Origin of the sequence: Thalassospira profundimaris WP0211 (assembly GCF_000300275.1) — a bacterium.
GTDB classification, from domain to species: domain Bacteria; phylum Pseudomonadota; class Alphaproteobacteria; order Rhodospirillales; family Thalassospiraceae; genus Thalassospira; species Thalassospira profundimaris.
Map to the genome: position 1 here is coordinate 613,617 of NZ_AMRN01000001.1, position 18,907 is coordinate 632,523.

18 protein-coding genes are annotated in these 18,907 nt (G+C 55.7%); 13 read left to right on the top strand and 5 right to left on the bottom strand.

Going from position 1 to position 18,907, the window contains the following annotated elements:
* Positions 1-42 precede the first annotated feature (42 nt).
* From TH2_RS02750 to TH2_RS02810, 13 genes are all read left to right on the top strand, one after another.
* A complete protein-coding gene (locus TH2_RS02750) occupies positions 43-651 on the top strand; it encodes a biliverdin-producing heme oxygenase (RefSeq protein WP_008888868.1) in 609 nt (202 codons plus the stop codon).
* A gap of 176 nt (positions 652-827) precedes the next feature.
* Positions 828-1,328: a ribosome maturation factor RimP gene (rimP, locus tag TH2_RS02755; protein ID WP_008888869.1), complete on the top strand. Its 501-nt coding sequence runs from the start codon at positions 828-830 to the stop codon at positions 1,326-1,328.
* Between the two features lie 9 nt (positions 1,329-1,337).
* Complete coding sequence (gene nusA, locus TH2_RS02760; protein ID WP_040822275.1) at positions 1,338-2,894, top strand: transcription termination factor NusA; 1,557 nt, start codon at positions 1,338-1,340, stop codon at positions 2,892-2,894.
* Positions 2,895-2,912: 18 nt separating this feature from the next.
* Positions 2,913-3,503, top strand: coding sequence for an RNA-binding protein (locus TH2_RS02765; RefSeq protein ID WP_008888871.1), 591 nt, complete (start codon positions 2,913-2,915; stop codon positions 3,501-3,503).
* An 80-nt stretch (positions 3,504-3,583) separates the two neighbouring features.
* Complete coding sequence (gene infB / locus TH2_RS02770; RefSeq protein WP_008888872.1) at positions 3,584-6,250, top strand: translation initiation factor IF-2; 2,667 nt, start codon at positions 3,584-3,586, stop codon at positions 6,248-6,250.
* Between the two features lie 17 nt (positions 6,251-6,267).
* The gene (gene rbfA / locus TH2_RS02775; RefSeq protein ID WP_008888873.1) at positions 6,268-6,687 is read left to right on the top strand and encodes a 30S ribosome-binding factor RbfA; all 420 of its coding nucleotides are present in this window, start codon (positions 6,268-6,270) and stop codon (positions 6,685-6,687) included.
* Positions 6,687-7,613, top strand: coding sequence for a tRNA pseudouridine(55) synthase TruB (gene truB, locus TH2_RS02780; RefSeq protein WP_008888874.1), 927 nt, complete (start codon positions 6,687-6,689; stop codon positions 7,611-7,613). The genes rbfA and truB overlap by 1 nt, the downstream gene beginning before the upstream one ends.
* Positions 7,614-7,630: 17 nt before the next feature.
* Complete coding sequence (gene rpsO, locus TH2_RS02785) at positions 7,631-7,900, top strand: 30S ribosomal protein S15 (RefSeq protein WP_008888875.1); 270 nt, start codon at positions 7,631-7,633, stop codon at positions 7,898-7,900.
* 210 nt (positions 7,901-8,110) lie between these two features.
* The gene (gene pnp, locus TH2_RS02790) at positions 8,111-10,234 is read left to right on the top strand and encodes a polyribonucleotide nucleotidyltransferase (RefSeq protein WP_008888876.1); all 2,124 of its coding nucleotides are present in this window, start codon (positions 8,111-8,113) and stop codon (positions 10,232-10,234) included.
* 99 nt (positions 10,235-10,333) lie between these two features.
* Positions 10,334-11,728: an NAD(P)H-dependent flavin oxidoreductase gene (locus TH2_RS02795; RefSeq protein ID WP_008888877.1), complete on the top strand. Its 1,395-nt coding sequence runs from the start codon at positions 10,334-10,336 to the stop codon at positions 11,726-11,728.
* A 189-nt stretch (positions 11,729-11,917) separates the two neighbouring features.
* The gene (gene irrA / locus TH2_RS02800) at positions 11,918-12,358 is read left to right on the top strand and encodes an iron response transcriptional regulator IrrA (RefSeq protein WP_008888878.1); all 441 of its coding nucleotides are present in this window, start codon (positions 11,918-11,920) and stop codon (positions 12,356-12,358) included.
* A gap of 218 nt (positions 12,359-12,576) precedes the next feature.
* On the top strand, positions 12,577-13,011 hold the full coding sequence (locus tag TH2_RS02805) for a rubrerythrin family protein (RefSeq protein ID WP_008888879.1): 435 nt from the start codon (positions 12,577-12,579) through the stop codon (positions 13,009-13,011).
* Positions 13,012-13,106: 95 nt separating this feature from the next.
* Positions 13,107-13,391: a YciI family protein gene (locus TH2_RS02810; RefSeq protein ID WP_008888880.1), complete on the top strand. Its 285-nt coding sequence runs from the start codon at positions 13,107-13,109 to the stop codon at positions 13,389-13,391.
* Between the two features lie 44 nt (positions 13,392-13,435).
* Here the strand turns inward: TH2_RS02810 and eutC are convergent, their stop codons facing one another.
* The 5 genes from eutC to TH2_RS02835 form a co-directional block, all read right to left on the bottom strand.
* A complete protein-coding gene (eutC, locus tag TH2_RS02815) occupies positions 13,436-14,209 on the bottom strand; it encodes an ethanolamine ammonia-lyase subunit EutC (protein WP_008888881.1) in 774 nt (257 codons plus the stop codon).
* The gene (locus TH2_RS02820; protein WP_008888882.1) at positions 14,210-15,601 is read right to left on the bottom strand and encodes an ethanolamine ammonia-lyase subunit EutB; all 1,392 of its coding nucleotides are present in this window, start codon (positions 15,599-15,601) and stop codon (positions 14,210-14,212) included.
* Positions 15,602-15,769: 168 nt separating this feature from the next.
* On the bottom strand, positions 15,770-16,594 hold the full coding sequence (locus TH2_RS02825; protein WP_008888883.1) for an ABC transporter ATP-binding protein: 825 nt from the start codon (positions 16,592-16,594) through the stop codon (positions 15,770-15,772).
* On the bottom strand, positions 16,588-17,649 hold the full coding sequence (locus tag TH2_RS02830) for a FecCD family ABC transporter permease (RefSeq protein ID WP_008888884.1): 1,062 nt from the start codon (positions 17,647-17,649) through the stop codon (positions 16,588-16,590). Before TH2_RS02830 ends, TH2_RS02825 begins: the two co-directional genes overlap by 7 nt.
* Positions 17,649-18,779 carry an ABC transporter substrate-binding protein gene (locus TH2_RS02835; RefSeq protein WP_008888885.1) on the bottom strand — a complete coding sequence of 377 codons (1,131 nt, stop codon included), beginning with the start codon at positions 18,777-18,779 and terminating at the stop codon, positions 17,649-17,651. The genes TH2_RS02830 and TH2_RS02835 overlap by 1 nt, the downstream gene beginning before the upstream one ends.
* Between the last annotated feature and the right edge of the window lie 128 nt (positions 18,780-18,907).

Sequence of the window (18,907 nt, forward strand, 5' to 3'; positions counted from 1 at the left end):
GGCAAAGAAACCGCCCGGACAGGATGGAAGGATCAGACAATTATGACTGCACAAATCGGGCAACCGACCCGTCTGGAAGAAATTAAGCAATCGACGCGCAGCGACCACCAATCGGTCGATGACATGGTGATGGCTATGGCGCCGTTTGATAGCCGCACCAACTATCTTCGTTTCTTGCGTTTGCAACATATATTTCATGGCAGGATGAAACCGCTTTACGAGGCGCCTGATCTAAATGAAGTCATTCCGGGTCTGGCAAGCCGCAGCCGCTATGTTGCGGTATGTGCCGATATGTCAGATCTTGAATGTGAAGCAAGCGAAGACCGGAGTCGTGAGCCAATCAAGGCCGATGGCGCAGAACGGATTGGATGGCTTTATGTGTGTGAGGGCTCGTCGCTTGGTGCGGCCTTCCTGCTTAAGGCGGCAGACAAGATTGGGTTGCACGAGGAATTCGGTGCCCGCCATCTGGCAGGACATGCGCAGGGTCGCGGTAAGCATTGGCGTGAATTTGTCGAGCAGGTCAATGGCTTGGCACTTGACGCACAGGAGGAGCAAGCTGTCCGTGACGGGGCTGTGAATGCCTTTGCGTTCTTCCGTGGCTTGGTTGTGCCACAGCCTTCGGTTTCAATGCGCCCGGAATCCTTGGGTTGAATGGCGTTAAGAGGTGGTATCCTGACTTGATTTTTGCGTAAACCGGCTGTATAACGCCGCCAAGCTTTTTGTGAATTCTGACAAAGAGTGGGCCCTGCGCCCGCTCTTTTGTGCTTTTTGGGGTATGGCATCGCTTTATGGCTGAGCTGATTGGACAACAGTTAAAAGACCCGTTGATGGCGAAAATCGTTGAGATTATCGAGCCGTCAATCAACGCGCTGGGCTTTGAGCTGGTTCGGGTTTCGATGACAGGTCAGGACCATAACATCCTGCAGATCATGGCAGATCGCCCGGGTGCGAAGGGCAGCATCAATGTTGAAGATTGCGCCCAAATCAGCCGTACGGTTTCTGCCCTGATGGATGTCGAGGACCCGATTTCAGGTGCCTATCACCTTGAAGTCAGTTCCCCGGGTATCGACCGCCCGCTGACCCGTGCCGCGCATTTTGACGTGTGGAAGGGATTTGAGGCAAAGGTCGAACTGGTGATGGCCAAGGATGGTCGTCGCCGTTTCAGCGGTGTGCTGGATGGGATTGAAGATAATGCGGTCGCCCTGATTGTAGATGGCGAACGTGTCTTGTTGCCGTTGGCCGATATCGCAAAAGCGAAATTGGTCCTGACAGATGAATTGATCGCGCACGTCACCGGCGACCGCCGGAATGACGATAACGCAGAATAGAGGTTGGATATGGAAGCAACTTCGGGAATGCCGCGGCCGGAACTTTTGCAGGTCGCAGATGCCGTTGCCCGTGAAAAGGGCATTGATCGTGACGAGGTTCTCGGTGCTATGGAGCAGGCCATTCAGAAGGCAGGCCGTTCCAGATATGGTCACGAGCATGACATTCGTGCCCATATCGACCGCAAAACCGGCGAAATCAAACTCGCTCGTTACATCGAAGTCACCGATGAAATCGAAAACGATTTCACCCAGATGTCGCTCGAACAGGCACGTATTCGTGACGAGAACATCAATCTTGGTGAATTCCTGATTGATCCGCTGCCGCCGATTGATTTTGGTCGTATTGCTGCCCAGACCGCGAAACAGGTCATCGTGCAGAAAGTGCGCGACGCAGAACGCGAACGCCAGTACGAGGAATACAAGGACCGTGCCGACGAAGTTATCAACGGCGTCGTCAAGCGTGTCGAGTTTGGCAACGTTCTTGTCGATATCGGTCGTGCCGAAGCTATCCTGCGCCGTGAAGAACTGATCCCGCGTGAGACGGTTCGTCAGGGTGACCGGGTACGTGCCCTGATCCTTGATGTTCGTCGTGAACAGCGTGGTCCGCAGATCTTCCTGTCGCGTACCCACCCGACCTTCATGGCAAAACTGTTCGCCCAGGAAGTACCGGAAATCTACGACGGCATCATCGAAATCAAATCGGTTGCCCGTGACCCGGGTTCGCGCGCGAAAATTTCGGTTCTGTCCTCGGACAGCTCGATCGACCCGGTCGGCGCCTGCGTTGGTATGCGCGGTTCGCGCGTCCAGGCCGTTGTTGCCGAACTTCAGGGCGAAAAAATCGACATCATCCAGTGGTCGGAAGACCCGGCGACCTTTGTTGTGAATGCTTTGGCCCCGGCCGAAGTCACCAAGGTTGTGATTGATGAAGAAACCAACCGTATCGAAGTCGTCGTTCCGGACGATCAGCTGAGCCTTGCCATTGGCCGTCGTGGTCAGAATGTGCGTCTGGCGTCCCAGCTGACCGGTTGGGATATCGATATTCTGACCGAGGAAGACGAAAGCGAACGTCGTCAGGAAGAAGCACGCAAGCGTGCGGAAATGTTCATCAAGGCGCTTGATGTTGACGAAGTTATCGCCCATCTCCTGGTCGCCGAAGGCTTCACCTCGATCGAGGAAGTCGGTTACGTGCCGCTGGCAGAATTGGCCGAGATCGAAGGTTTCGAAGAAGAAATCGCCGAAGAGCTGCGCAACCGCGCACGCACCTTCCTTGCCGAAGAGGCCGAGCGTCTTCAGAAACGTCGCGAAGAGCTTAAGGTTGCCGATGATCTGGTTGAATTCCCGGGTCTGTCGCTGGCTGTTGTTGTTCGCCTTGGTGAAAACGACGTCAAAAACCTTGAAGATTTTGCTGATCTCGCCAGTGACGAGCTGATCGAATATGTCGGGGATGCCGATTCCATTACCATGGATCAGGCCAACGACATGATCATGGAAGCCCGTCGCAAGCTTGGCTGGTTCGAAGGTCTTGAAGAAGAGACCGAAGAAACCGCGGAAAGCGAAGAGGCCTAAGGCCGATCGGAGGATGCCATGTCGCATCGTAAAGGCGGCAAGGTAGCCGAGGTTCCGGAACGCCGGTGCATTGTCACCGGCGAAGTCCGGCACAAGGAAGATCTTCTCAGGGTTGTGATCGGGCCGGATGGTTCGGTTGTTCCCGACCTTGAGGAACGGCTGCCGGGACGGGGATTATGGTTGTGCCCGTCGCGGGATGTGGTAAATACCGCCTGTGCAAAGAACGCCTTTGCCCGGGCGGCCCGGCAAAAAGTCGTGGTCGACACCGCACTTGCAGACCGGATCGAAGAGCTGCTGACGCGCAAATGCATCGATCTGTTGTCGCTGGCGCGGCGTGCAGGACAGGCTGTTGCAGGATTTGAAAAGGCCCGTGCCCAGATTGCCGAGGGCGCAGCCTTAGTATTGGCGGCACGCGATGGTGCCGCAGACGGAAAATCAAAGATCGAGGCCAAGGCCCGGGATCTGCCGATTTATTCCGTTCTGGATGCTGCTGAAATCGGCGCGGCCTTTGGTCGCGAAAAAGCAGTACATGTGGCCGTTGCGCCAGGAGGCCTTGCCAATCGGTTGGGGCGTTCGTGCAAACGGCTTGAAGGATTTCGCGCTGTCTGAGATCAGACGAGCGCCAGACGGACAGGACAGGATCGGCGTATGTGCCCGATCCCGCAGGAAATGAGGAAGTTGAACGGATTATGAGTGATCGCGATCAGGAGAAGAAACCGCTGAGCCTCAACAGATCGAAGCTTGAATTGAGCAAGACGGTCGAGGCAGGGCAGGTTCGTCAAAACTTCTCGCATGGACGGTCAAAATCTGTGATCGTCGAAGTGCGCAAGAAGCGTACATTCGAAAAGAACGAATCCGGTCGCTTCCGTGAGGTGAAGAAGGATCTCGTTGAAGAACAGTCCCCGGCAGCAGAAAAGCCGGCACCGGAAGCAAAAAAAGAGCCGGTCGAAGAGCCGAAACCGCGTCCGGCGGTTGATGATCATGGCAATCTGACCGACAGCGAACGCGCTGCCCGTATGGCTGCTTTGAAGGCTGCTGAAGAGCGCCGCAAGCAGGACGAGGCGGATGCGGAAATCCGTGCCCGCGAAGAAGCTGCGCGCAAGGCCGAGGAAGAAGCACGCAAGGCAGAAGAAGCGAAGGCTGCTGCCGAAGCCAAACAGGAAGAAGCACCTGCTGCGTCTGAAAACGACTCTCCTTCTGTGGAAGAAGTCGAACAGCGCCTTGCCGCTTCGACGGCAAAAGGCAAGACCTCCAAGCCGAAGCCGGCTGCCAAACCGAAGGCCGAGGAAACCGTTATTCAGGGCGAACCGGCAGAGCCGCTGGTCCCCGAAGAGCGACGTCGTTCCGCGCCGGCAGATGGAAAATCCAAAAGCCGCAAGGAAATTGACGAGGAAAATGCCCGCGTGGCAGCCCGCAAACGTGCCGAAGAAGAAGCCGGCCGTGCGGCGCGCACCAAGGGTGACGAAGGCCGTCGTCGTGGCAAACTTTCGATCAATAATGCAATGAGCGGTGACGAAGGTGGTCGCCGTCGTTCCATGGCATCGATCAAACGCCAGCAGGCCAAAGCCAAAGCGCGTGCCCAGGGCCCGCAAAAACCGAAGGAAAAAGTCGTGCGTGATGTGGTAATCCCGGACGTTATTACTGTCCAGGAACTGGCCAACCGTATGGCTGAACGTGCCGCAGACGTGATCAAGACCCTGATGAGTCTTGGCGTTATGGCAACGATTAACCAGTCGCTTGATCCGGATACCGCACAGCTCGTGGTCGAAGAATTCGGTCACAACGTCAAACGTGTATCGGATGCCGACGTTGAAGAGTCACTGGTCAGCGTAGATGACAATGACGCGAAGCTGGTTGGTCGTCCGCCGGTCGTGACCGTCATGGGCCACGTTGACCATGGTAAAACCTCGTTGCTTGATGCCCTGCGCTCCACCGATGTTGCCGGTGGCGAGGCTGGCGGTATTACCCAGCATATCGGTGCTTATCAGGTCACCATGGCAACCGGCTCCAAGATCACGTTCATCGATACTCCGGGCCACGCCGCATTTACCGAAATGCGTTCGCGTGGTGCGAAAGTTACCGATATCGTGGTTCTGGTTGTTGCAGCCGATGACTCGGTCATGCCGCAGACTATCGAGGCAATCAGCCACGCGAAAGCGGCTGGCGTTCCGATGATTGTTGCCATCAACAAAATCGACAAGCCGGGTGCAAATCCGAGCAAGGTGAAAACCGAACTTCTTCAGCACGAAGTTGTGGTCGAGGAAATGGGTGGTGACGTGCAGGCCGTTGAAGTATCGGCCAAACAGCGCACCGGTCTGACCGAACTTGAAGAAGCCATTCTGCTGCAGTCCGAGGTCCTTGACCTTAAAGCCAACCCGGAACGCGTTGCCGATGGTGTTGTTGTTGAAGCCCGTATGGAAAAAGGCCGCGGTCCGGTTGCGACCGTTCTGGTCCAGCGCGGTACGCTTCGTACCGGTGACATCTTTGTCACGGGTCCGGAATGGGGTCGTGTCCGTGCCCTGATCGATGATCACGGCAACCGTGTCGCAGAAGCCATTCCGGGTATGCCGGTCGAGGTGAACGGCCTGAACGGTGTACCGTCTGCCGGTGATGACTTTGTGGTTGTTGAAAACGAAGCCAAGGCACGTGAAGTTTCTGACTTCCGTCAGCGCCGTATTCGTGAAACCCAGGCTGCTGCAATGAAGAAATCCGCACTTGAGAACATGTTCTCGCAGAGCGGTGACCTCAAAGAACTGCCGATCGTCATCAAGGGTGACGTGCAGGGTTCTGTCGAAGCACTCATCGGCACCTTGCAGAAACTTGGTAACGAGGAAGTCTCGGTCCGCGTTCTGCATAGTGGTGTCGGTGGCATCAACGAATCCGACGTCACACTGGCGCGTGCATCCAATGCACTGATCATCGGCTTTAACGTGCGTGCAAACCAGCAGGCCCGTGAACAGTCGCGCCGTGACAACGTTGATATTCGTTACTATTCGATCATCTACGATGTTGCAGATGACATCAAAAAGATGCTGTCGGGCATGCTGTCTCCGGAAGTTCGCGAGAAGTTCCTAGGCTATGCGGAAATCCGCGACGTCTTTACGATTTCCGGCAACAAGATCGCCGGTTGCATGGTCACCGAGGGTATCGTCAAACGTGGCGCAGGCGTCCGCCTGCTGCGCGACAACGTTGTCATTCACTCTGGCGAACTTTCGACGCTCCGTCGCTTCAAGGACGAAGTCAAGGAAGTCCGCGAGGGCTATGAATGCGGCATGTCGTTCGCCAAATATAACGATATCCAGTCGGGTGATGTGATCGAGTGCTTCGAGAACGAGGAAATTGCCGTCGAACTGTAAGACGGTGAGGAACTGAAATGGCGAAGCAACCAGCCAAAGCACCAAGTCAGCGACAGCTCCGCGTGGCGGAAGAAATCCGCCAGGCGCTGTCGCAGGCATTGGAGCGTGGAGACATTTACGATCCGGATCTGACACGGCGCCCGGTAACCATTACGGGTGTCAATCTTTCACCGGATATGCGCAATGCCATGGTATCTTTCACCCCGCTTGGCGGCGGAGAGGCAGAAACGTCGATGAAGGCGTTGATGCGTCAGAAAGGTCACCTGCGCAACCATGTGGCCCATACGGTTCACATGAAATATGTGCCTGCATTGCGATTTGTCGAAGACAAGAGTTTTGATGTCGCTGACCATATTGGTGCCCTGCTGCGCGACCCGCATGTTGCGCAGGATCTTGTGGATGACCGGTCGGGCGACCCGGAAGATGAGGACGACTGATGGCGCGTCGCCGTCGCGGTAAAAGCATTAATGGCTGGCTGGCGGTGGACAAGCCCCTGGAGATCACGTCATCAACCGTGGTCAATCAGGTGCGTCGTCTGCTTGATGCCAACAAGGCCGGACATGGCGGGACACTTGACCCGCTGGCGTCTGGTGTTCTGCCAATTGCCTTTGGCGAAGCAACCAAAACGGTTGCTTATGTCATGGATGGCAGCAAAAGTTATCGCGTAACGTTGAAATTCGGCGAAGCGCGCAGTACGGACGATGCCGAAGGCGAGGTTATTGAAACCTCCGACCATCGTCCGACGGAAGACGAAATCAAGGCTGTGCTGGGTGAATTTATCGGTGAAATCCAGCAGGTGCCGCCAAAGTTTTCGGCGATCAAGGTCAATGGCAAGCGTGCCTATGACCTTGCGCGCCGCGATGAAGATGTGGTGTTGCAGCCACGTCCGATTCTGATCAAGGATCTTCGACTGGTCGACATGCCAGATCGCGATCACGCCGTGTTTGACGTTGTGTCAGGCAAAGGTGCGTATATGCGATCTTTGGCGCGCGATATCGCGCTGCGCCTTGGTACCGTCGGCTACATCGCCGCGCTTCGCCGGACTTCGGCGGGGCCGTTTTCGGAAGGGAACGCCATTCCCCTGCAGGAACTGCTGGATATGGACCCGGACGAGGTGATGAAGAAACTGCTTCCGGTTGAGACCGCGCTGGACGACATCCCGGCGCTGGCCCTGACCGAAGTCGAGGCGCAACGCCTTTCCTCTGGCCAGCCCGTCGGGCTGTTGCCGGTAGCAAAGCGCAATGCCCTTGAAAACCCCGTCGTGCAGGACGAAATCGTCTGTACCATGCTCCATGACCGCGCTGTTGCGTTGGCTGAGATCACTGGTGGCGAAATTCGACCTGTGCGTGTTTTTAATCTCTAAAGGCGAAAGGATGCCTGATGTCGATTACTGCTGAACGCAAAGCTGAGCTGATCAAAGAATACGGTCAGAAAGACGGTGACACCGGTTCCCCCGAAGTCCAGGTTGCTATCCTGACTGAACGGATCAAGAACCTCACCGAGCACATGAAAGAACATAACCACGACTTCCACAGCCGTCGTGGTCTTCTCATGATGGTTGGTCAGCGTCGTCGTCTGCTGAAGTACCTGCAGCGCAAAGACCAGTCGCGTTACGAGAGCGTCATTGAACGCCTCGGTATTCGCCGCTGATATCGAACTGCGGCGGAGGGTGACCTCCGCCGTCGTTTTTTTTATTGTTCCGGTGGATCGGAACACGAGAAGCAGGGTCGGATGGGCCGACCCGATGCTTACGCCGGACCCATTACTCATGGCGCTGTCATGTAAGCCTCATGAGTAATGTGTTCGGAACTCGTGTACACTTTCGGGTCCGCCAGAGGTTTGTAAGAGGAAGAGAAAATAATGTTTAATGTCGTCCGTAAGGAAATGCAGTGGGGCAATGCCAAACTGGTTCTCGAAACCGGTAAAATCGCCCGTCAGGCAGATGGTGCCGTTAAGGTTACCTACGGTGAAACCGTTGTCCTGTGTACTGCTGTTGGCGCCAAACAGCCGCGCCCGGATGTCGACTTTTTCCCGCTGACGGTTAACTACCAGGAAAAAGCATTTGCCGCTGGCAAAATCCCGGGTGGCTTCTTCAAACGTGAAGGCCGCCCGTCTGAAAAAGAAACCCTTGTTTCGCGTCTGATCGACCGTCCGATCCGTCCGTTGTTCCACCCGCAGTACCGCAACGACACCCAGATCGTCTGTACCGTTCTTTCGCACGACATGGAAAACGATCCGGACGTGGTTGCCATGATCGGTACCTCGGCGGCCCTGACCATTTCCGGTCTGCCGTTCCTCGGCCCGATCGGTGCTGCCCGCGTTGGTTACAAGGATGGTGAATACCTGCTCAATCCGTCGACCGAAGCGGTCAAGGAAAGCGATCTGGATCTGGTTGTTGCCGGTACCCGTGATGGCGTGATGATGGTTGAATCCGAAGCATCCGAGCTGTCAGAAGACATCATGCTTGGCGCCGTGAAGTTCGGTCACGAACAGTTCCAGGGCGTTCTCGACCTGATCATTGATCTGGCCGAAGAAGCAGCCAAAGAGCCGCGTGAAGTTGCAGAACTCCCGGAAGGCTACGACGCACTGGTCGAAAAGATCGCTGCGCTTGGCACCGAAAGCCTGACCGCTGCTTATGCAAATGTTGTCAAACAGGAGCGTTCGGCCGCTGTTTCTGCTGCCAAGGCAGACATCGTCGAGAAACTTGGCGATGAAGTTCCGGATGCGCTGAAAGGCAAAGTTTCCTCGATCATCAAAGATCTGGAAAAAGACATCGTTCGCGGTGCGATCCTGAAAACCGGCAAGCGTATCGATGGTCGTACCGGTGCTGACGTTCGTCCGATCATGGGCGAAGTTTCGGTTCTGCCGCGCTCGCATGGCTCCTCGATCTTCACCCGTGGTGAAACCCAGGCACTGGCTGTTGTTACCCTTGGTACCGGTCAGGACGAGCAGATCGTTGACGCGCTGGACGGCGAATACCGTGAAAGCTTCATGCTGCATTACAACTTCCCGCCCTACTCGGTTGGTGAAGCTGGCCGCATGGGTTCGCCGGGTCGTCGTGAGATTGGTCACGGTAAACTGGCATGGCGTGCCCTGCACCCGCTGATGCCGGGCAAGGATGCCTTCCCGTACACCACCCGTATCGTTTCTGAAGTCACCGAATCAAACGGTTCTTCTTCGATGGCAACCGTTTGCGCAAGCTCGCTTGCGATGATGGATGCCGGTGTTCCGCTGGCACGCCCGGTTGCGGGTATCGCCATGGGCCTGATCAAGGAAGCCGAAGATTTCGCAGTTCTGTCCGACATCATGGGTGACGAAGATCACCTTGGTGACATGGACTTCAAGGTTGCTGGTACCGAAAACGGTATTACCTCGCTGCAGATGGACATCAAGATCACCTCGGTAACCCCGGACATCATGCAGATCGCCCTGAAGCAAGCCCGTGATGGTCGTCTGCACATTCTTGGTGAAATGGCCAAAGCCCTTCCGGAAGCACGCGGTGAAGTTTCGGGTAACGCCCCGACCATCACCCAGTTCTCGATCCCGAAAGACAAAATTCGTGATGTCATCGGTTCGGGCGGCAAGGTCATTCGTGAAATCTGCGAAGAGACCGGTGCAAAGGTTGATATTGAAGATGATGGTTCGATCACTGTCGCACATACCGACGGTGCAAAAGGCAAGCAGGCCGTGGATTGGATCAAATCCATCGTTGCGGAACCTGAATTGAATCATATCTATGATGGTAAGGTCGTTAAAGCTGTCGATTTCGGCGCATTCGTGAACTTCTTTGGTGCGCGTGACGGTCTGGTTCACATTTCCGAACTGGCACCTGAGCGTGTCAAACAGGTTTCGGACATCGTGAAAGAAGGCGACCAGGTTAAGGTCAAAGTCATCGGTTTCGATGATCGCGGCAAAATCAAACTGTCGATGAAACGTGTTGACCAGGAAACCGGTGCCGACCTCGACGCAGGCGACGCCGAATAAAGCAAACGGGATGCCGGACGACGATAAAAACGCGACGTCGTCCGGCACTCTGCGCGATGCCATAGCATCGCGGGCAAAGGCCGAATGGGAGAGACGAATTTGAAAGCCCTTAAACCGCTCGTCATGTCGGGTAAAGAAGTCTTGCCAGTTATCGAAGGTGGCAAAGGCGTTGCTGTATCGACGGGTAAAAGTTCCGGCGCATGGGCTGCTGCCGGTGGTATCGGGACTTTTTCCGCTGTGAATGCCGATTCTTATGATGAGAACGGCAATCTGGTCCCGATCGAATATGCAGGAAAAACCCGCAGTGACCGCCATCAGGAACTGATTGCCTACGGCATTCGTGGTGGTATTGCACAAGCACAGATCGCACATGAAATGCGGAACGGCGAAGGCCGTTTGCACATGAACGTATTGTGGGAAATGGGCGGTGCCGAACCGATCCTTCACGGCGTTCTTGAAGGTGCCAAAGGCCTGATCCACGGGGTAACCTGTGGTGCCGGCATGCCCTACAAGATTGCTCAGATTTCTGCGCAGTACGGCGTTCACTATTATCCGATTGTCTCGTCAGCCCGTGCTTTCCGCGCATTGTGGCTGCGGGCCTATAAAAAGACCCCGGAATGGCTGGGTGGCGTGGTTTACGAAGATCCGTGGCGCGCTGGCGGCCATAATGGTCTGTCGAATTCCGAAGATCCGCTGGTGCCCGAGGATCCGTTCCCGCGTGTTGCGGCCCTTCGTGAATTCATGAACTCCGTTGGTCTGAATGATGTTCCGATCATCATGGCTGGTGGTGTGTGGTTCCTGCGTGATTTCGAAGACTGGATCGACAATCCCGAAGTGGCCCCGGTGGCCTTCCAGTTTGGCACGCGTCCGCTTCTGACACAGGAAAGCGAGATTTCCGACGAATGGAAACAGCGCCTGACCAGTCTTAAGAATGGCGACGTATCGCTGCATAAATTCAGCCCGACTGGCTTCTATAGTTCGGCCGTGCGCAATGCGTTCCTTGAAGACCTGCATCAGCGTTCTGATCGTCAGGTACGCTATTCGCGTACCGCCGAGGCGGATCTGCATGTCGGTATTCCGCTCGGCCGTCGTGGTCGTCCGATCTATGTGCGTGAAGACGACGCCGACAAGGTCAAGGCTTGGCTTGAAGCTGGCTATACCGAAGGCATGCCGACCCCGGATGACACCATGGTGTTTGTCACCCCGGAAAGCGCACTGACGATCAAGAAAGACCAGATCGATTGCATGGGTTGCCTGTCACAGTGCCAGTTCTCCAACTGGGAACAGCATGAAGGCACCACTGGCAAGCGTGCTGACCCGCGTTCCTTCTGCATCCAGAAGACGCTCCAGAGCATTGCCCATGGCGCCAAAGTCGAAAATGAACTGATGTTTGCCGGTCACAATGCCTATAAGTTTGGCGAAGACCCGTTCTACGCCAACGGCAATATTCCGACTGTGAAGGAACTGGTCGACCGCATCATGACGGGCGACTGATCCTGACATCAGACCAAATAAAAAAGGGCCGGTTTTTACCGGCCCTTTTTGTTTGTTTTTCGCAGTATTTCATCCCGCGATTATAGTTGATCAAAATCAAAGAACAACGCGTCCGGGTTCTTTAGTCTGTCCCCAGCATTCATTAGGGCCATTATGATTTTGGCCCGACCACGACAAAGGGGCATAGCTATGGGACATACATCGCGTCCATATACCAACGCGCTTAACCGGCTCAAGGATGCCAATCTGCGTCCGACGCGTCAGCGTCTGGCACTGGCACGTTTGCTGTTTGATGACGGCCATCGTCATGTCACAGCAGAACAGCTGCATTCCGAAGCCATGAGCAACAATATCAAGGTATCGCTGGCAACGGTTTACAACACCCTGCACCAGTTCACCGATGCGCGCCTTCTCAATGAAATTGTGATTGATTCTGGTCGGTCCTATTTCGATACCAACACCGAACCGCATTACCATTTCTATTGTGAAGAAGACGGCATGCTGTCTGACATCCCGGCAGGTGACGTCAAGATCGACAACATTCCGAACATGCCCAACGGCACGGAACTGGCATCGGTTGATCTGGTATTCCGTCTGCGTCGCAACCAGGCGGCGAAGGACGCAGCCTAAGACATCGCGCAGCCGTTATTTGCGCAAGCCTCGCGCAGGTAACAGGCAGATGAAATCTGACACCTGATCAGTGCAATTGCCCCTGCTCTGCTTGACGGTGGCGGATTTCACGACACATAAAGGGCGGCAAGACCACTTGGTTTTGCCGCCTTATTTTTTGCGACTTTGGCTCATACAACAACGCTGTATTGGGCGAACAATAACAAGGAACAGCGCACATGGCGCTTAAGGGAACACGTACCGAGGCAAACCTGCGCGCGGCCTTTGCCGCCGAGGCACAAACCAATCGTCGTTATCTTTACTTTGCCCAGCAGGCCGACATCGAAGGCTATACCGAGGCAGCCGAGCTGTTTCGCACCGCGGCCGAGGCCGAAACCGGCCATGCGTTCGGCCATCTGGAATTTCTTGAAACGGCGGGCGATCCGTTGACTGACAAAGAACTGGGCACCACCCGCCTGAACCTTGAAGCGGCCATCGCACAGGAAAAGGACGAGGCCGAAACGGCTTATCCCGAAATGGCCCGCATCGCGCGTGAAGAGGGCTTAGAAGATATCGCTGCATGGTTTGAAAGCCTGGCCCGCGTGGAAGCAGCCCATGCAGATCGCATCGAACGTCTTCTTACCCGGATGGGGAGCAAAACGGACGGTGCATAAAGCTGCTTGATCGCCAAAATGTGATTTGTGATCAGCGTCGAAACGCCAGATTGTGCGTAACCTCAACCCTTCGAGTCTAAAAGGGAAAATCAGCAATGTTTGTTGTCTCGCTGAACTACAAGGTTCCGCTTGAACAGGTCGATGCGCATATCGAAGACCATATCGCGTGGCTAAAGCAGGCTTATGCCAAGGGTATGTTTCTGGCATCCGGCCGCAAGATCCCGCGCGATGGCGGGGTTATCCTTGCTAAGGGTGATCGTGCTGCACTTGAAGATGAACTGACCCGCGACCCGTTCCATCAACATGATCTGGCCGATTACCACATCACCGAATTTGACCCAGTGATGGTGGCAGACGGACTTGAGGCGCTTAAGGGCTGATGGCAAACAAGTTGCCTGTCTTAGCGCCCCGCCGCCCCGCGTGCCTAGCCTTCAATCAGTTCCGGGTTGGATGAGTTGTCCTTGAGCGCCACACCCGACAGACCCATCTTGCGCGATTCGACCATCAGATAAGCGATCTTTTTCGCGGCCTTTTCCGGGTTTAATCCCGCCGGGCGAATGTTGGAAACGCAGTTGCGATCTGCGTTCGACCGCCCGCGCCTTGGCCCCCAGGTCAGATAGCAGCCAAGCGAATCCGCGCTCGAAAGCCCCGGGCGTTCGCCGATCAGCATCACGGTCAGCTTGGCGCCCAATGCTGCACCAATTTCATCGCCCAATCCGACACGTGACTGGGTGGCCAGTGTGACCGGGGCGACCGACCAGCTTTCCCCCAAGTGATCAAGGATCAGCTTTAAGGTATTGGCTGCATGGTCATGGGTGGCGCGGGCTGAAAGGCCATCGGCCAGAATGAACGCAACGTCATAGTCCCCGGCATGCTTGCCAAGTGCTGCAACAGAGTCTTCGTCGAGCAACCGGCCAAGATCTGGTCGCTGCAAATATGTCGGGCGATCCGGTGCGGCGGAATGGACATCAAGGATTGCGTGGTCAAGCCCATCAAGCTGATTGCGCACGGAGTTGGGTTCAAAGGCCATATGCACCGAATCCCGGGCGCGTGCATGTGCCATCTGGAATTCAAGCAACCTTTCGGTCGGCAACCCGTCGCCGACCCGGCCAAGGCCGATACGGGCATCTGTGTGGGCACGAAGCGTGTTCCAGGGATCAAGGCCGCTCGGAATTTTCTTGTTGGTCAGATTGCTCATTTAAGCGGCCCCCGACCATGCCAGAAGGTTTTGCGCTGCCTGCCCGTCAAGTTGTGGACGGGTACGGCCATGCTGATCAAGGATTTCCATCTTGCGCAGCCAAGCGGCAAATTCAGGGGCCGGTTGCAGACCCAGTACAGAGCGCAGATACATCGCATCATGGAAGCTTGTGCTTTGGTAATTGAGCATGATGTCATCCGCACCGGGCACCCCGATGACGAAGTTGCAGCCAGCAACTCCCAGCAGGGTCAGCAGATTGTCCATGTCATCCTGATCGGCCTCAGCATGGTTGGTATAGCAAACATCACAGCCCATCGGCACGCCAAGCAACTTGCCACAAAAATGGTCCTCAAGCCCGGCGCGGGTGATCTGTTTGCCATCAAACAGATATTCCGGACCGATGAAGCCGACCACCGTATTGACCAGAAGCGGCGAATATTTGCGCGCGACCGCATAGGCGCGTGCTTCAACCGTTTGCTGATCAATGCCTTCGTGGGCGTCGGCTGAAAGCGCAGCACCCTGCCCGGTTTCAAAATACATCACATTATTGCCGACCGTGCCGCGCTTAAGGCCTTTGGCGGCGTCTTCGGCCTCGGCCAGCATGGCCTGGGTGATGCCAAAGCTTTCATTGGCCTTTTGCGTGCCGGCGATGGATTGAAACACCAGATCGACCGGGGCATTACGTGCCATCACATCAATTGCCGTGGTGACATGGGCCAAAACGCACGACTGGGTCGGGATGTCGATCCTTTCACGGACCTCGTCGATTAGCTTGAGAAGCTCGATCATGGCTTCCGGGCTGTCGGTGGCCGGGTTGATGCCAATCACCGCATCGCCGCTACCATGCATCAAACCATCGAGGATCGAGGCCGCAACACCCGCAGGATCATCAGTCGGATGATTGGGCTGCAGGCGCACCGAAAGATGACCGGGCAGGCCGATCGTATTGCGAAAGGCGGTGACGACATGGCATTTCTTGGCAACCGCGATCAGGTCTTGATTGCGCATCAGTTTTGACACCGCCGCGACCATTTCAGGCGTCAGGCCGGGCGCCAGATGTTTAAGTGCTTCGGGGGTGGCGTCATCACCCAGAAGCCAGTTGCGAAAATCACCAACGGTCATCGAGGAAACCGGGGCAAAGGCATCTGCATCGTGATCATCAATAATCATGCGCGTGACGTCGTCGTCCTCGTAGGGGACCAGTGCCTCGCTCAGAAACCGTTTAAGCGGCACATCGGCCAGCGCAAAGCGCGCCGCGACCCGTTCTTCATCCGAGCTTGCCGCAAGCCCGGCCAGCAAATCGCCGGACCGAAGCGGGCTTGCCTTTGCCAACAGGGTTTTCAGATCGGGAAAGGTAAAGCGTTCAAAACTGAATGGCGCGCCGGTCTGCAAGTTCTGCCTCCTGAAGCATGAAAGACATCGCCAGGGATTTTTGCCCCTGTTCGCAAAGGAAAACAGCGCCAAACATGACGCTGTTGCGATGCATGATCATCATTTGTCCATGGAACCAGAAAATGCCTCAAATGCAAAGTTTTTAATCACAGGGAAAGGCGCGCCTTTCTATTGTGCAGCCTGTGCGACCTCCGTCAGGGTCTTGCGCGCCGTGGCCGTATTGTGCCGACTGTTGGTTTCATCACTCGGGCCGCGCAGGACGATATGCGGATGGCCAAGCGAATTGAGTTCGACATGCCCATCAACCTGATAGACATCGCGCAGAAGGTCGCTATCGATGACATCAGAACACGGACCGAATGCGACCATCTTGCCATTGCGGATGGCCATGGCCTGATCGCAATATTGCAGGGCGTGGTTGAGGTCGTGAATGGCGATCAGGACAATGATGTTCTGCCCTTTGGCGACATCGCGCATAAAGGACAGGACTTCCATCTGGCGATGCAGATCAAGTGCCGATGTCGGTTCATCCATCAAAAGGATTTTCGGATCACGCACCAATGTCTGGGCGATGGCCACCAACTGGCGTTGCCCGCCGCTAAGCTCGCCCAAGTTACGCGCGGCGAGATCGCCAATACGAAGGGCGGCCAGAATATCATCAATACGTGCCAGTTCATCTGCCCGCACGCGCAGGCTTGATCCCTGCTTGGCGGCCAGAATGATCGATTCATAGACCGAAAGCACCGCGGTTGAGCCGGTATCCTGTGGCATATAGCAAATCGTATTGCGTTCCTTGCGGTGTGATCCGAGGTCAACAATACCATCGCCCTTTGCAAGGCCGGCCACGCGGCGAAACAGGCTGGATTTGCCGGCCGCATTCGGGCCGATGACGGCAGTTACGGTGCCTGGCTGGATGGTCGGCGTGGTAACATCAGATACCACCTGCACCTTGCCATAACGAGTTCCGATATTTTCGAGACGCAGCGTTACCATGATTTCCTCCGACTTGCGAAAATCAGCGAGAAGAAGAAGGGTACACCGACAAGGGCGGTAATCACCCCGATGGGCAGGATGGCGCCTGGGATCAGCAGCTTTGACAACACGGACGTTGCCGACAGGATCAGGGCTCCGCACAGGATCGATGCCGGCAGGAAGAAGCGTTGATCTTCACCCACCAGCATGCGGGCAATATGTGGCCCGACAAGCCCGATGAAGCCGATGGTGCCGACAAAGGAAACCGGAATGGCAGCCAGAAGGCTGACAATCAGCATGGTGCGCAGGCGAAGCCCCTGCACATTCACCCCAAAGCTTTCCGCCTTGGCATCGCCCAGACGAAGGGCGGTCAGTGCCCATGCCTGACGGGCAAACAGCGGAATGGCGATAACGACCGCGATGGCGGTCACCGCCACCTTGGTCCAGGTCGCCTTGACCAGTGACCCCATCGTCCAGAATACAACGGCCGCAAGGGCCTGTTCACTTGCCAGATACTGCAAAAGGGCCAGAAGTGCATTGAAGGTGAAGACCAGCGCAATGCCAAGTAGCACGATGGTTTCAACCGTCACGCCACGCATGCGGCTGAAGAAATGAATGATCAGGGCCGTGCCCATCGCCATGATGAAGGCATTGAGCGGAATGATGAATTCCACAAAGGCCGGCAGAAGGGCGACCCCCAGTACAAGTGCCAGTGCCGCGCCAAACCCGGCGGCGGCCGAAATGCCCAACGTAAACGGGCTGGCCAGCGGATTGGCAAGGATGGTCTGCATCTGTGCGCCAGCGGTCGACAGCGCCGCGCCCACGGTCAACGCCATGAGGGCGACCGGCATGCGGATATCCCAGATCACCACGCGTAACTGATCAGTCGCGGAGGATGGATCAAGCAGGGTGGCGATCACGTCGGATAATGGATAGTTCGCCGGACCCGTTGCCAGATCGATGGCAAATGAAAGAAACAATGCGCCCGCCATTGCAAGCAGGAGCATGAAACGACGCAGGGAGCGTGCCTTGTAATGCACGCTCCCGGCTTCGATACTGAGTTGGTTGGTCGTCATTAGTTTGTGGCTGTATCGCTGATCGAGATGAAATAGCCCGGCTGGTAATCCAGCGGCAGGAAGCGTTCGTGCAGTTCCTTGAAGGTTGCTTCCGGATCGATATCGGCAAACAGGTCCGGGTGGAACCATTTTGCCATCTGTTCGATCACTACGAACTGGTACGGGCTGTTATAGAACTGGTGCCAGACAGCGTGAATTTCGCCGTTCTCGACGGCCTTGATGCCGGTGAAGGCCGGGCGTTCCATCAAGCCAACCAGTTTGCGGCGTGCTTCAACCATATCGGCATCCGGGCCAAGACCGACCCATGCACCACCCGGGGAATAGGCTTCCCAGCTGGCACCGGTGCCAACGAACTGATCGGGGTTGGAGGCCACAACCTGTTCCGGGTTGATCGTGCCAAAGGTGCCCGGAATGATGGATGCTGCGATGTTCACGCCGCCAGCCATTTCGACCATCGTGCCGAAGTTCTCGTTGCCAAACGACATGCAGCATTCATCGGAATAACCCGCAGCACGTTCAATGAAGACCTGTGGTTTTTCCGGATTTGCCTTGGCAATGCGATCGGTCACGTTCTTGATGCTGTCAGAACGGAATTTGATGAATTCGGCCGCGCGATCTTCCTTGCCGGTCAGTTGGCCAAGGATCTTCATGCTGGTGTCGGTGTTTTTCATCGGCGCTTCGCGGAAGTCGATATAGACCAGCGGAATGCCAACAGCAGCCAGTTTTTCGTCAAAACCGCCGTCTTCGGTGGCAGCCTTGGCTTCAAGGTTCATGATCACGACATCCGGATTGACCGAAATGGCCTGTTCGATGTCGAACGTGCCGTCTTTAATACCGCCAAAGGTCGGAATGTCGTCAATGCGCGGGTATTTCGCAGCATAGATGTCGTAGGTCTGCGGATCAGCCTTTTTAAGGTCGTCGCGCCAGCCGACAACGCGCTGGAACGGGTCTTCACTGTCGAGTGTCGCCAGACCATAGATCAGGCGGCCTTCGCCCAGAATGACCTTCTGAACTGGTACTTCGACTGTAACTTCACGTCCGGTAACGTCGGTCACCGTGACCGATTCTGCTGCCTGTGCGGTACCTGTGACCAGCATGGTCAGAGCAGCAAATACACCCAAAAATTTCATTCCCGTTCCCTCAGATTAGGATTGCCTGTCGAGCGATTTATCAGTTATTGAGAATGAAAATCAATCTTTTTCGCAATGATAATGCAAATCATTTGTTTTTAGTGATTGCGCAATTATCGCTGTGAGAT